We start from the raw sequence: 13,433 nt of genomic DNA on the forward strand, positions 1-13,433 counted from the left end.
CTTTCTACGCTCACCGCAACACTGTGGTGAGCGTGCCATGTCAAAGGCCCCGGCCCACGACACCGCGTGCTCACGGGCGGCGCAGGTCCCACCCCCATGCAGCAGTCGGCCCCGCGACTGCTACGGACCTACGGAGGAGCACCCTTGAGCACAGCACCCCCACGACGCATCCGCCTGTTCCGGAGGCTGGCCGCCACGGCGGCCGCCCTCGCCCTGCCCGTCGCCGGCCTCGTCGGCCTGGCCGGCCCCGCGCAGGCCGCCGCCTCCGCGACCGCCACCTTCACCAAGGTCTCCGACTGGGGCTCCGGCTTCGAGGGCAAGTGGACGGTGAAGAACACCGGCACCACCACGCTCAGCAGCTGGACCGTGGAGTGGGACTACCCCGCCGGCACCTCGGTCACCTCCGCCTGGGACGCCACCGTCACCGGCTCCGGCACCCACTGGACGGCCAGGAACGTCGGCTGGAACGGCACCCTCGCCCCCGGCGCCACCGCCAGCTTCGGCTTCAACGGGGCGGGCCCCGGAGCCCCCTCCGGCTGCAAGGTCAACGGCGGCTCCTGCGAGGGCGGCACCACCCCCACCGACACCCCGCCCTCGGCCCCCGGCACCCCCGTCGCCACGGGAGTCACCGAGACCGCGCTGACCCTGTCCTGGCCGGCCGCCACCGACGACAAGGGCGTCAAGAACTACGACGTCTACCGGGGCGGCACCAAGCTCACCACCGTCACCGGAACCACCTTCGCCGACAGCGGCCTGACCAAGGGCACCACGTACAGCTACACGGTCACCGCCCGTGACACCGCCGACCAGACCGGCCCCTCCTCCGGCGCCCTCTCCGTCACCACCCCGGGCGGCGGCGGCACGGACCCGGGCCCCGACCCCGACCCGGGCGCCAGGGTGAAGCTCGGCTACTTCACCGACTGGGGCGTCTACCAGCGCAACTACCACGTGAAGAACCTGGTCACCTCCGGCACGGCGGCCAAGATCACCCACATCAACTACGCCTTCGGCAACGTCCAGAACGGCAAGTGCACCATCGGTGACTCCTACGCCGACTACGACAAGGCCTACACCGCCGACCAGAGCGTCGACGGCGTCGCCGACACCTGGGACCAGCCCCTGCGCGGCAACTTCAACCAGCTGCGCAAGCTGAAGGCCAAGTACCCGAACATCAAGGTCATCTACTCCTTCGGCGGCTGGACCTGGTCCGGCGGCTTCGGCCAGGCCGCCCAGAACCCGGCCGCCTTCGCCCAGTCCTGCCACGACCTGGTCGAGGACCCCCGCTGGGCGGACGTCTTCGACGGGATCGACATCGACTGGGAGTACCCGAACGCCTGCGGGCTGTCCTGCGACACCAGCGGCGCCGCCTCCTTCAAGAACCTGATGTCGGCCCTGCGCGCCAGGTTCGGCGGGTCCGGCCTGGTCACCGCCGCGATCTCCGCCGACGGCTCCAACGGCGGCAAGCTCGACCTCGCCGACTACGGCGGCGCCGCCCCGTACGTCGACTTCTACAACGTCATGACGTACGACTTCTTCGGGGCCTGGGACGCCAAGGGCCCGACCGCCCCGCACTCCCCGCTGACCTCCTACGCCGGCATCCCGATCGCCGGCTTCAACTCCGAGGCCGCCATCACCAAGCTCAAGGGCAAGGGCGTCCCCGGCACCAAGCTCAACCTGGGCATCGGCTTCTACGGCCGCGGCTGGACCGGCGTCACCCAGGACGCCCCCGGCGGCACCGCCACCGGACCCGCGCCCGGCACCTACGAGCAGGGCATCGAGGACTACAAGGTCCTCAAGAGCAGCTGCCCCGCCACCGGCGCCGTCGCCGGCACCGCCTACGCCAAGTGCGGAAGCAACTGGTGGAGCTACGACACCCCCGCCACCATCGCCGGGAAGATGTCCTGGGCCAAGCAGCAGGGCCTCAAGGGCGCCTTCTTCTGGGAGTTCAGCGGCGACACCGCGAACGGCGAGCTCGCCAGCGCCGTCCACACCGGCCTGAAGTAGCCGCGGCCCCCGGGACACGACGAAGCCGGGGGGACGGGTCCGCCCCCGTCCCCCCGGCTTCTTCCGCGTGTCCTACGCGACGTTCACCCTCTGGCCGGGAGGCGCCGCCTCCAGCCAGGCCAGGAACCCGGTCAGCGCGTCCTCGCTCATCGCCAGCTCCAGGCGCGTCCCCCGGTGGGAACAGCCGAGCACGATCGCGTCGGACAGCAGCGCCAGCTCCTCCTCGCCCTCGGGCGCCCGGCGGGCGAGCACCTCGATCGAGGAACGCTCCAGCAGCCGGCGCGGACGCGGGGAGTACGAGAACACCCGGAACCACTCGATCCGGTCACCGCTGTAGCGGGCGACACCGTAGACCCAGCCCTTGCCGGAGACGTCGGGCTCCTCGGCCATGCCCCAGCGCAGGCTGCAGTCGAAGGTGCCGCCGGAACGCTGGATGAGTCTGCGGCGCAGGCCGAAGACAAACAGCCCGATCACCACCAGGGCTACGACCAGGCCGCTCACAAGCAGAGCGAGGAGCATCTTCACCGACCTCCTCGCTCATCGAAATCCCGCAAAACACAAAACGGATCCGCATCGCCTCAGCCGCGACCCGGTCTGGAAAATTCCAGCACGGACCGCGGCTGAGGTCACAAACTCTTCGGTACGGAGCTCAGTGCCCCGTCACCGCGCGCAGCCGGACATCGGCGCGACGTTCGGCGGCCGCGTCGGCCTCCGACTTCGCGCGCTCCAGTGCCCGCTCCGCCCGCTGGACGTCGATCTCGTCCGCGAGCTCGGCGATCTCGGCCAGCAGGGACAGCTTGTTGTCCGCGAACGAGATGAATCCGCCGTGCACCGCGGCGACAACGGTGTTGCCCTCGCTGGTACGGATGGTCACCGGGCCCGATTCCAGCACACCGAGAAGCGGCTGGTGACCGGGCATGACGCCGATGTCGCCGGACGTGGTGCGGGCGACAACAAGGGTGGCCTCGCCGGACCAGACATTGCGGTCCGCCGCGACCAGCTCGACGTGCAGCTCAGCAGCCAAGGTGGCTCCTCGGGTCACCACCCGGCGGGTCAGCCGGGTGTTGGGTCAAATTCTAATGGGCGTGGGGAGAGGGACGGGACGTACCCCGCCCCTCTCCTTTTCGTTCTTCGAAGACTGCGTTCCGAGGAACGCGGCCGACTAGGAGACGCCCAGCTCCTTGGCGTTGGCCTTCAGGTCCTCGATGCCACCGCACAGGAAGAACGCCTGCTCGGGGAAGTGGTCGTAGTCACCGTCGCAGATCGCGTTGAACGCGGTGATCGACTCGTCGAGCGGAACGTCCGAACCGTCCACGCCGGTGAACTGCTTGGCGACGTGGGTGTTCTGCGACAGGAAGCGCTCGACACGACGGGCACGGTGGACAACGAGCTTGTCCTCCTCGCCCAGCTCGTCGATACCGAGGATCGCGATGATGTCCTGGAGGTCCTTGTACTTCTGCAGGATCCCCTTGACGCGCATCGCCGTGGCGTAGTGGTCCGCCGCGATGTACCGCGGGTCGAGGATGCGGGACGTCGAGTCCAGCGGGTCCACGGCCGGGTAGATGCCCTTCTCGGAGATCGGACGGGAGAGAACCGTCGTCGCGTCGAGGTGGGCGAAGGTGGTGGCCGGCGCCGGGTCGGTCAGGTCGTCCGCGGGGACGTAGATCGCCTGCATCGAGGTGATCGAGTGACCGCGGGTCGAGGTGATGCGCTCCTGCAGCAGACCCATCTCGTCAGCCAGGTTCGGCTGGTAACCCACGGCGGACGGCATGCGGCCCAGAAGGGTCGACACCTCCGAACCGGCCTGGGTGTAACGGAAGATGTTGTCGATGAAGAAGAGCACGTCCTGCTTCTGCACATCGCGGAAGTACTCCGCCATGGTCAGACCGGCCAGGGCGACGCGCAGACGGGTGCCCGGGGGCTCGTCCATCTGGCCGAAGACGAGCGCCGTCTTGTCGATGACGCCGGAGTCGGCCATTTCCTCGATGAGGTCGTTGCCCTCACGGGTACGCTCACCGACGCCCGCGAAGACCGACACACCGTCGTGGTTGTTGGCGACGCGGTAGATCATTTCCTGGATCAGAACGGTCTTGCCGACACCGGCACCACCGAACAGACCGATCTTTCCACCCTTGACGTACGGGGTGAGAAGGTCGATGACCTTGACGCCGGTCTCGAACATCTCGGTCTTCGACTCAAGCTCGTCGAAGCGGGGCGCCTTGCGGTGGATGGGCCAGCGCTCGGTGACCTCGGCGTTCGCCTCGGGGTAGTTCAGCACCTCGCCCAGGGTGTTGAAGACCTTGCCCTTGGTGAAGTCACCGACGGGGACGGTGATGCCCTCGCCCGTGTCGGTCACCGGGGCCTGGCGGACCAGACCGTCGGTCGGCTGCATCGAGATGGTGCGGACGAGGCCGTCACCCAGGTGCTGCGCGACCTCAAGGGTCAGGGTCTTCAGCGCGCCGTCCTCGGCCGGGTCGCTGACCTGGACCTTGAGGGCGTTGTAGATGTCGGGCATGGCGTCGACGGGGAACTCCACGTCGACGACCGGGCCGATGACCCGGGCGACGCGGCCCGTGGCGGCGGCCGTCTCAACAGTGGTCGTCATTACTTGTCACTCCCCGCGGTCGCGTCAGCCATGGCGCTCGCGCCACCGACGATCTCGCTGATTTCCTGGGTGATTTCGGCCTGGCGGGCCGCGTTGGCAAGCCGGGAGAGGCTCTTGATGAGGTCTCCGGCGTTATCGGTCGCCGCCTTCATCGCGCGGCGGCGGGCGGCGTGCTCGGAAGCGGCCGACTGCAGCAGTGCGTTGTAGATACGGCTTTCGACGTAGCGCGGCAGAAGGGCGTCGAGGACGTCCTCCGCCGACGGCTCGAACTCGAACAGCGGAAGGATCTCGCCCTTCGCGCCGTCCTCCTCCTGAGCCTCGTCGAGGCTGAGCGGCAGCATCCGGCCGTCGACCGGGTTCTGCGTCATCATCGACACGAATTCCGTGTAGACGATGTGCAGCTCGTCGACGCCACCCTCGGCCGTCTCCGTCTGGATGGCTTCGATCAGCGGCCCGGCGACGCGCTTGGCGTCGGCATAGGCCGGGCTGTCGGTGAAGCCGGTCCACGAGTCCGCGACCTTGCGCTCGCGGAAGCCGAAGTAGGCCAGACCCTTACGGCCGACGATGTAGGTGTCGACCTCCTTGCCCTCGCCGCGCAGCCGCTCGGTGAGCCGCTCCGCCTGCTTGATGGCGTTGGAGGAGTAGCCGCCGGCCAGACCGCGGTCGCTCGTGATGAGCACGATCGCGGCACGGGTCGGCTGCTCGACCTCGGTCGTCAGGGCGTGCTTGGTGTTCGAACCGGTCGCCACCGCGGTCACCGCACGGGTGAGCTCGGTCGCGTACGGCATCGACGCCGCCACCTTGCGCTGCGCCTTGACGATGCGCGAGGCGGCGATCATCTCCATCGCCTTGGTGATCTTCTTGGTCGCCGTGATGGCACGGATGCGACGCTTGTAGACCCGGAGCTGCGCTCCCATGAGTCAGGTCCCTTCCGTCGTCACTTGGAGACGTTGACGGCCGGTGCGTCCTCGCCCAGGAGCTTGCCGTCCGAGGTCTCGAACTGGCGCTTGAAGCCGGCGATGGCGTCCGCGATGGAGGACAGGGTGTCGTCCGACATCTTGCCGCCGTCCGCGATGGAGGTCAGGAGGTCCTTGCGCTCGCGGCGCAGGTGCTCCAGCAGCTCCGACTCGAAGCGACGGATGTCGTTGACCGGGACGTCGTCCATCTTGCCGGTGGTGCCGGCCCAGACGGAGACGACCTGCTCCTCGACGGGCATCGGCTGGTACTGGCCCTGCTTCAGCAGCTCGACCAGACGCTTGCCGCGCTCCAGCGAGGCCTTCGACGCGGCGTCCAGGTCGGAACCGAAGGCGGCGAACGCCTCCAGCTCGCGGTACTGGGCCAGGTCCAGGCGCAGACGGCCGGAAACCTGCTTCATCGCCTTGTGCTGGGCGGAGCCACCGACGCGGGAGACCGAGATACCGACGTTCAGCGCCGGGCGCTGGCCCGCGTTGAACAGGTCGGACTCCAGGAAGCACTGGCCGTCGGTGATGGAGATGACGTTGGTCGGGATGAACGCCGACACGTCGTTCGCCTTGGTCTCGACGATCGGCAGACCGGTCATCGAACCGGCACCCATGTCGTCGGACAGCTTCGCGCAGCGCTCCAGCAGACGGGAGTGCAGGTAGAAGACGTCACCCGGGTAGGCCTCGCGGCCCGGCGGGCGGCGCAGCAGCAGCGACACGGCGCGGTAGGCGTCGGCCTGCTTCGACAGGTCGTCGAAGATGATCAGGACGTGCTTGCCGGCGTACATCCAGTGCTGGCCGATGGCGGAGCCGGTGTACGGCGCCAGGTACTTGAAGCCGGCCGGGTCGGACGCCGGGGCGGCGACGATCGTCGTGTACTCCAGCGCGCCGGCGTCTTCCAGGGCGCCGCGAACGGACGCGATGGTCGAGCCCTTCTGGCCGATGGCGACGTAGATGCAGCGGACCTGCTTGTTCACGTCGCCCGAGCGCCAGTTGTCGCGCTGGTTGATGATCGTGTCGACGGCCAGAGCGGTCTTACCCGTCTGACGGTCACCAATGATCAGCTGACGCTGGCCGCGGCCGACGGGCACCATGGCGTCGATGGCCTTGTAGCCGGTCTGCATGGGCTCGTGGACCGACTTGCGGACCATGACGCCCGGAGCCTGCAGCTCCAGGGCGCGACGGCCTTCGGTCGCGATCTCGCCGAGGCCGTCGATCGGGTTGCCGAGCGGGTCGACGACGCGGCCGAGGTAGCCCTCGCCGACGCCGACGGAGAGCACCTCACCGGTGCGCTGCACCGGCTGGCCCTCCTCGATACCGCTGAACTCGCCGAGGACGACCGCACCGATCTCGCGCTCCTCGAGGTTGAGGGCGAGACCGAGGGTGCCGTCCTCGAACTTCAGCAGCTCGTTCGCCATGGCGGAGGGCAGGCCCTCCACCTTCGCGATGCCGTCGCCGGCAACGCTGACCGTTCCGACCTCCTCGCGCGAGGCCGCGTCCGGCTGGTACGACTGGACAAAGTTCTCCAGTGCGTCCCGGATCTCCTCCGGCCGGATCGTGAGCTCCGCCATCTGGGTTCCCTGCTCTCCTTGTTGGGCCTGAAGCTTCTTAGGGGTCTGGGGGTGACCCCCAGGAATCTTCTGCAAGTTCTGCACGGCCCAACCGGGCCGCTAGGAATGCGTTGTTCTATTGGTGGCTGGTCAGCCGGCCATGCGGCGGGTCGCCTCGGAGAGGCGGTCCGCGATGGTGCCGTCGATGACCTCGTCGCCGACTCGCACCGAGATCCCGCCGAGGACCTCGGGGTCCACGTCGAGGTTCAGGTGCATCTGGCGGCCGTACAGCTTGGCCAGCACCGCACCGAGACGCTGCTTCTGCACGTCGCTGAGCGGAACCGCGCTGGTCACGGTGGCGACCATGCGATCCCGGCGCTCGGCGGCGAGCTTGGAAAGGGACTCCAGTCCCGCTTCCAGGCTACGTCCACGCGGGTGCGTGACAAGACGGGTGACCAGGCGCTCGGTGACCGGGTTCGCCTTTCCGCCGAGCAGGCTGCGCAGCAGCTCGCTCTTGGCGGAGACGGTGGCCGCGCGGTCGGTCAGCGCGGAGCGCAGCTCGGTGTTCGAGACGACGATCCGGCCGAACCGGAAAACCTCGTCCTCGACGTTGTCGAGCGCGCCGCTCTGCTGGGCCGCGGTGAGGTCGGCGGTGGCCGCCAGCTCCTCCAGCGCGTCCACCAGGTCGCGGGACTGCGACCAGCGGGACCGTGCCATGCCGGACACCAGGTCGAGGGTCTCCCCGCCCACCTGGCCGGACAGCAGCCGGCCGACCAGCTCGGCCTTGGCTTCGCCGGACTGCGCCGGGTCCGTGATGACCCGACGCAGCGAGACCTCACGGTCGAGCAGCGCGGTGACGGCTGCCAGCTCACCGGCGAGCTTCGCCGCGTCGACGGACGTGTTGTCCGTCAGCGCGTCGAGACGCTCGCGCGCGGAGGCCAGCGCCTCGCGGCTCGCTCCGTTCATCGGGCCGCCTCGGCCTTCTCCTCAAGCTCGCTGAGGAAGCGGTCGATCGTGCGGCTCTGCCGGGCGTGGTCCTCAAGGGACTCGCCGACGAGCTTTCCGGCCAGGTCGGTGGCGAGCTTGCCCACGTCCTGACGCAGCGCCTGAGACGCGGCCTTGCGGTCCGCGGCGATCTGAGCGTGGCCGGCAGCGATGATCTCCTCACGCTGCCGCTGGCCCTCTGCGCGCAGTTCTTCCTTGAGCGCAGTGCCCTGCTCCAGCGCGTCCTGGCGCAGGCGCGCGGCCTCGTGCCGGGCTTCGGCGAGCTGGGCCTTGTACTGCTCCAGCACGCTCTGGGCCTCGGTCTGAGCGGCTTCCGCCTTCTCGATACCGCCCTCGATGGCCTCGCGGCGCTCGTCCAGAACCTTGTTGATGTTCGGGAGGAGCTTCTTCGCGAGGAAGCCGAAGACGATGACGAAGGCGATCAGACCGATGACGAGCTCGGGGATCGGCGGGTAGAGCGGATTTTCCGTCTCGGCCGCGAGAACCAGGAGGTTCACATCAGTGCCTTTCGTCTAATGGACTGTTCGTCGAGACCGAGGATCAGGAGGTCGGGTAGACGAACGGCATGACCAGACCGATCAGGGCGAGCGCCTCACAGAAGGCGAAGCCGAGGATCTGGTTGGCGCGGATCAGGCCGGCAGCCTCGGGCTGACGGGCGAGGGCCTGGGTGCCGTTACCGAAGATGATGCCGACGCCGACGCCGGGGCCGATGGCCGCGAGACCGTAACCAACGGAGCTGAGGGAGCCGGTGACGGCGGCAAGGGTCTGGGACATGCCAGTTCTTCCTTCTCTTTCACGGACCGGTGGGGGTTGGCCACCGGACGAATGGGGGCTGAGCGGGGGCGGGCCTGGCTCAGTGGTGCTCGGCGAGCGCGCCCTGGATGAAGCTGCAGGCCAGGAGGACGAAGACGTACGCCTGGACGGCCTGGATGAAGAGCTCGAAGGCGGTCATCACGATGACCATCACGAACGAGACACCCGCGTAGGCGATGCCGATGCCGTTCAGCAGGTACCAGCTGGCGATCGTGAAGAGCAGCAGCAGGGTGTGACCGGCGAACATGTTCGCGAACAGTCGGACCGCGTGGGTGAACGGGCGCACCAGGACGTTCGAGAAGAACTCGATGACCATGATGAGCGGCAGGACGCCGCCCAGGCTCTTGTCGTAGCCCGTCAGGTTCTTCAGGCCGCCGACGAAGCCGTGGCGCTTGAAGGTGACCGACATCCACACGCAGTAGACCAACAGGGCCAGGATCGCCGGGTACGCGATGATCGAGGTCACCGGGAACTGGGCCACGGGGACGATCGACCAGACGTTCAGGATCCAGACGAAGAAGAACAGCGAGACCATCAGGGGGACGTACTTCTCGCCCTCCTTCTTGCCCAGCGTCTCGTAGACGATGCCGCGGCGCACGAAGTCGTAGCCGGCCTCGGCGACCATCTGAAGCTTGCCGGGGACCATCTTCGGCTTGCCGAAGGCGGCCCAGAAGAAGCCCACGATGATGATCGAGCCCAGCAGGGCGAGCAGCATCGGCTTGTTGAAGTAAGCGCTGGTCAGGCCAGCTTCGCCCCACAGCGGCTCGAAGAGGAACGAGTGCAGGCCCGGGCCGGGGAAGCCACATCCGTCGAAGATGTGACAGTCGGTCTCGAAGGCGAGCACCTGAGTCGGGTCAGCACTCACCGCGGGCTCCTTCAGCGTGGCGCATAGGTACGGCAACCTCGTTGTGTCGGCGCGGCGCACAGCCGCGGTTCGGCACTGGACTGGTGTAACGGATGTGGGGGCGGCAGTCAGGCATCGAGCCTCGCGATGGAACAGGCGTCAGCTCAGATGCCCGCGCCCGCAGTGCCGCAGTTGGAACCGGACGATAGCAGGATCTCGAACGCGCCCTTATCCCGGCCCTACCCCTCACGACTTCGACCCCGGATTTTCGGGCTTTTCGGTCTTCGTCGAGTCGGGCTCGACGTAGAGGATCTTGGCTTTCATGTGAGCGCGCGTCTGTGCGCCGATCCACACGAGGGTGGTGGCCACAAGCGTGATCGCGAACGCCCGGGGGTTGAACAACGTCGTGTTCTTGAACACGGCGAGAAAGACGAAGAGCAACAGGATCTGGGTCGCGTAGAGCATGAGACCCATGGCCTGGAACAGGTGCGGAAGTGATTTCGCGGTGCGCTGCAGAACCACGAATCCGATGCCCATGAACAGAATCACGACCACGGTCGCCACGATGGCCCCGACGGCCCCCTTGCCGCCCACGACCAACGCGCTGATCACGGCGGCTACAGCACCGGCTACAGCTGTGGGTACGGCGGTTTGCAGGAGGGATCGGACGTCATCTGACCGCATGGCGGTTTGCTCCGCGTGGTGGTGGGGGCACGGGACTCGTACGGGACGAGCGTAAGCCCGGTCCGAGTGAGAGCCTCGGGCCAATGGACCGTCGCACTACGGTCCTTCGGCTCTGTCGCCGGGTTTAGTGAACGGTATCACAAACTATTTGATGAGAGCTTTACCTGTCCGGTGTGCTGACTGTCACACATGAGAGTGACCCTGCGCGTGTGTGCACGACACCTTAGCGGGTTGTCTGGTAAAGGGCGTTCATGTCGGACATGCACCCCGCCCGTCAGCGCGCGGAGCCGGCCTTCCGCCGGTCGGGGAAGCGCGAACGGGGGCCAATGGCGGTAGCGCCGTTGACGCCCGAGACTCCGGCCGCGATCGGCCGCGCCGGCTCCGGCTCCGTCCCCGCGTCCTCCCGTACGGCCGCCTCCGCCGCCCGCTCCGCGTGCCGGTAGCGCGGCGGCACCAGCGCCTCGGCCCAGCGCGGCGCCCGCGGGGTGAACCGCGGCAGCAGGAGCAGGACGAGACCCAGCCCGCTCAGCGCGGCGATGGCGAGCACGATCCACATCGAGGTGGAATGCACCGAATAGGCCACCGCACCGAATGCGATCAGGCCCGACCAGAAATACATGATGAGTACGGCACGGCTGTGGGAATGTCCGAGTTCCAGCAGCCGGTGGTGCAGGTGCCCGCGGTCCGCGGCGAAGGGCGACTGCCCCTTCCAGGTGCGCCGCACGATCGCCAGGACGAGGTCCGCGATGGGAATCGCGACGATGCTCAGCGGCAGCACCAGCGGAATGAAGGCGGGCAGCATCGCGTGCGTCGCGTTGCGCTCACCACCGGCGAAGAGCGCCATCGTGTCGGGGTCCACCTGACCGGTAATGGAAATGGTCGAGGCGGCCAGCACGAGGCCGATGAGCATCGAGCCGGAGTCGCCCATGAAGATGCGCGCGGGATGCATGTTGTGCGGCAGGAAGCCCAGGCACATGCCCATCAGGATCGCGGCGAAGAGCGTCGCCGGGGCGGCCGCCTCGATGCCGTAGCCGAACCAGATCCGGTAGCCGTAGAGGAAGAACGCCGCGGACGCGATGCAGACCATGCCGGCCGCGAGGCCGTCGAGGCCGTCCACGAAGTTCACGGCGTTGATCGTGATCACGACGAGCGCGACGGTCAGCAGGTTGCCCTGCCACTGGGTGAGGGCGACCGTCCCGATGCCCGGGACGGGAAGGAACAGGATGGTCAGGCCCTGCATCACCATCACGCCGGCCGCGATCATCTGCGCGCCCAGCTTGATCAGGGCGTCGAGCTCGAACTTGTCGTCCAGTACGCCGACGAGCCAGATCAGCGCCGCCCCGGAGAGCAGCGCGCGCGGCTCGTTCGACAGCTCGAAGACCCCGTTGAGGTTGCGCAGGTGGTCGGCGACCAGCAGGCCCGCGCACAGACCGCCGAACATCGCGATGCCGCCCAGCCGTGGCGTCGGCTCCCGGTGCACGTCGCGGGCGCGGATCTCCGGCATCGCCCCGACCGCGATCGCGAACTTCCGCACGGGCCCGGTCAGCAGGTAGGTCACCGCGACCGTGACGCAAAGCGTCAGCAGATATTCACGCACTGGCTGCCCCAGATGTATCGCCGGCCATCTCAGCCCCACACATTAGCCGCGATGTCTCCGGTCAAGAGGACGCGCGGGTACCCCTTCCTGGTTGCGGTACGCACCGCATGCCCCTTTAAACCCCGTACGGGGGAAATCCACCGGTCAGCTCGGCGACCTCCTTGCGGGTCTGCGCGGCCGCCCCACCGCGCAGCGCGGCCGTGAACAGCCCGGCGATCCGGACCATCTCCGGCTCCCCCATCCCCTGCGTGGTCACCGCGGCCGTGCCGAGACGGATCCCGCGCTGGTCCCCGTACGGCAGCGCACAGGTGTCCAGGACGATCCCGGCGGCCGCGAGCCGGCCGCGGGCCGTCGGCCCGTCGATCCCGAGCCGCGCCGGATCGGCGCTGATCAGGTGGGTGTCCGTGCCGCCGGTGGTGAGGGTGAAGCCACGGTCCTCCAGGGCCCGGGCCAGGGCGCGGGCATTGGCCACGACCCGGTGCGCGTACTGCGTGTAGGCCGGTCCGGCCGCCTCCCCGAAGGCCACCGCCTTCGCCGCGATGGTGTGCATCTGCGCGCCGCCCTGGGTGAAGGGGAACACCGCCCGGTCGACGCGCTCCGCGAACTCCGCTCCGCACAGGACCATCCCGCCCCGCGGGCCGCGCAGCACCTTGTGCGTGGTCGCGCACACCAGGTCCGCGTACGGGACGGGGCTCGGCGCGGCCCCGCCCGCGACCAGCCCGATCGGGTGCGCGGCGTCGGCGATGAGGTAGGCCCCCACCTCGTCGGCGATCTCCCGGAACGCCGAGTACTCGGGATGGCGGGGGTAGGAGATCGACCCGCACACGATGGCTTTCGGCCGGTGCGTACGGGCGAGCTCCTGCACCTGCGCGTAGTCGATGAGCCCGGTCGCGGCGTCGACCCCGTACCCGACGAAGTCGAACCAGCGGCCGGAGAAGTTCGCGGGCGAGCCGTGCGTGAGGTGCCCGCCGTACGCGAGCCCCATCGCCAGGACCGTGTCGCCCGGGCGCAGCAGGGCGGCGTACGCGGCGAGGACGGCCGAGGAGCCGGAATGCGGCTGTACGTTCGCGTGCTCGACCCCGAACAGCGCCTTGGCCCGTTCCACGGCCACCCGCTCGGCGAGGTCGGCGTACTCGCAGCCACCGTGGTGGCGGGCGCCCGGGTACCCCTCGGCGTACTTGTTGGCGAGGGCGGAGCCGAGGGCGGCGAGCACGGCGGGCGAGGTGAAGTTCTCGGCGGCGCTGAGCTGCAGGGTCTCGGCCTGGCGCTGCCGCTCCCCCGCGAGGACATCGGCCATCTGCGGATCCTGCTGCCGCAGCAGGTCCGTGGCCGGGGTGATGACGCTCATGGCGCGGCTCCAGGGGCGACC

At 68.6% G+C, this 13,433-nt stretch carries 13 protein-coding genes; 1 reads left to right on the top strand and 12 read right to left on the bottom strand.

The genetic code is table 11. The features are described from left to right. Positions 1-96 precede the first annotated feature (96 nt). Entirely contained in the window at positions 97-2,004 is a 1,908-nt protein-coding gene (locus ACZ5D2_RS05510) for a glycoside hydrolase family 18 chitinase (protein ID WP_371676640.1), read from the top strand. A gap of 72 nt (positions 2,005-2,076) precedes the next feature. On the opposite strand, the gene ACZ5D2_RS05515 is transcribed toward ACZ5D2_RS05510, so the two are convergent. The 12 genes from ACZ5D2_RS05515 to ACZ5D2_RS05570 form a co-directional block, all read right to left on the bottom strand. After that, positions 2,077-2,523, bottom strand: coding sequence for a DUF2550 domain-containing protein (locus ACZ5D2_RS05515; RefSeq protein WP_266842335.1), 447 nt, complete (start codon positions 2,521-2,523; stop codon positions 2,077-2,079). 130 nt (positions 2,524-2,653) lie between these two features. Continuing rightward, entirely contained in the window at positions 2,654-3,028 is a 375-nt protein-coding gene (locus ACZ5D2_RS05520) for a F0F1 ATP synthase subunit epsilon (protein ID WP_008738187.1), read from the bottom strand. A gap of 138 nt (positions 3,029-3,166) precedes the next feature. Further along, positions 3,167-4,609, bottom strand: a complete 1,443-nt coding sequence (atpD, locus tag ACZ5D2_RS05525) for a F0F1 ATP synthase subunit beta (RefSeq protein ID WP_371676641.1) — start codon at positions 4,607-4,609, stop codon at positions 3,167-3,169. Beyond that, positions 4,609-5,526 carry a F0F1 ATP synthase subunit gamma gene (locus ACZ5D2_RS05530; RefSeq protein WP_371676642.1) on the bottom strand — a complete coding sequence of 306 codons (918 nt, stop codon included), beginning with the start codon at positions 5,524-5,526 and terminating at the stop codon, positions 4,609-4,611. Before ACZ5D2_RS05530 ends, atpD begins: the two co-directional genes overlap by 1 nt. 20 nt (positions 5,527-5,546) lie before the next feature. Further along, positions 5,547-7,142, bottom strand: a complete 1,596-nt coding sequence (gene atpA / locus ACZ5D2_RS05535; RefSeq protein WP_030857153.1) for a F0F1 ATP synthase subunit alpha — start codon at positions 7,140-7,142, stop codon at positions 5,547-5,549. Between the two features lie 129 nt (positions 7,143-7,271). Further along, complete coding sequence (locus ACZ5D2_RS05540; RefSeq protein ID WP_371676643.1) at positions 7,272-8,087, bottom strand: F0F1 ATP synthase subunit delta; 816 nt, start codon at positions 8,085-8,087, stop codon at positions 7,272-7,274. Further along, complete coding sequence (locus tag ACZ5D2_RS05545; RefSeq protein ID WP_371676644.1) at positions 8,084-8,623, bottom strand: F0F1 ATP synthase subunit B; 540 nt, start codon at positions 8,621-8,623, stop codon at positions 8,084-8,086. Before ACZ5D2_RS05545 ends, ACZ5D2_RS05540 begins: the two co-directional genes overlap by 4 nt. A 43-nt stretch (positions 8,624-8,666) precedes the next feature. After that, on the bottom strand, positions 8,667-8,900 hold the full coding sequence (gene atpE / locus ACZ5D2_RS05550) for an ATP synthase F0 subunit C (RefSeq protein ID WP_079429787.1): 234 nt from the start codon (positions 8,898-8,900) through the stop codon (positions 8,667-8,669). 79 nt (positions 8,901-8,979) lie between these two features. Continuing rightward, on the bottom strand, positions 8,980-9,819 hold the full coding sequence (gene atpB / locus ACZ5D2_RS05555) for a F0F1 ATP synthase subunit A (protein WP_371681159.1): 840 nt from the start codon (positions 9,817-9,819) through the stop codon (positions 8,980-8,982). A 210-nt stretch (positions 9,820-10,029) separates the two neighbouring features. Then, positions 10,030-10,467 carry a hypothetical protein gene (locus tag ACZ5D2_RS05560; protein WP_371676645.1) on the bottom strand — a complete coding sequence of 146 codons (438 nt, stop codon included), beginning with the start codon at positions 10,465-10,467 and terminating at the stop codon, positions 10,030-10,032. Positions 10,468-10,741: 274 nt separating this feature from the next. Continuing rightward, positions 10,742-12,076 (bottom strand): MraY family glycosyltransferase, encoded by a 1,335-nt coding sequence (locus tag ACZ5D2_RS05565; RefSeq protein WP_199922206.1) that lies wholly within the window; start codon positions 12,074-12,076, stop codon positions 10,742-10,744. Between the two features lie 103 nt (positions 12,077-12,179). After that, positions 12,180-13,412 carry a serine hydroxymethyltransferase gene (locus tag ACZ5D2_RS05570; protein ID WP_371676646.1) on the bottom strand — a complete coding sequence of 411 codons (1,233 nt, stop codon included), beginning with the start codon at positions 13,410-13,412 and terminating at the stop codon, positions 12,180-12,182. Positions 13,413-13,433 lie beyond the last annotated feature (21 nt).

The sequence above is a fragment of the Streptomyces sp. NPDC031479 genome (assembly GCF_055581065.1).

Excerpts from the sequence above, each read along its gene's own strand:
- atpE (WP_079429787.1), bottom strand. The coding sequence starts at position 8,900 with ATGTCCCAGACCCTTGCCGCCGTCACCGGCTCCCTCAGCTCCGTTGGT.
- ACZ5D2_RS05540 (WP_371676643.1), bottom strand. The coding sequence starts at position 8,087 with ATGAACGGAGCGAGCCGCGAGGCGCTGGCCTCCGCGCGCGAGCGTCTC.
- ACZ5D2_RS05560 (WP_371676645.1), bottom strand. The coding sequence starts at position 10,467 with ATGCGGTCAGATGACGTCCGATCCCTCCTGCAAACCGCCGTACCCACA.
- ACZ5D2_RS05570 (WP_371676646.1), bottom strand. The coding sequence starts at position 13,412 with ATGAGCGTCATCACCCCGGCCACGGACCTGCTGCGGCAGCAGGATCCG.
- atpD (WP_371676641.1), bottom strand. The coding sequence starts at position 4,609 with ATGACGACCACTGTTGAGACGGCCGCCGCCACGGGCCGCGTCGCCCGG.
- ACZ5D2_RS05510 (WP_371676640.1), top strand. The coding sequence starts at position 97 with ATGCAGCAGTCGGCCCCGCGACTGCTACGGACCTACGGAGGAGCACCC.
- ACZ5D2_RS05515 (WP_266842335.1), bottom strand. The coding sequence starts at position 2,523 with ATGCTCCTCGCTCTGCTTGTGAGCGGCCTGGTCGTAGCCCTGGTGGTG.
- ACZ5D2_RS05530 (WP_371676642.1), bottom strand. The coding sequence starts at position 5,526 with ATGGGAGCGCAGCTCCGGGTCTACAAGCGTCGCATCCGTGCCATCACG.
- atpA (WP_030857153.1), bottom strand. The coding sequence starts at position 7,142 with ATGGCGGAGCTCACGATCCGGCCGGAGGAGATCCGGGACGCACTGGAG.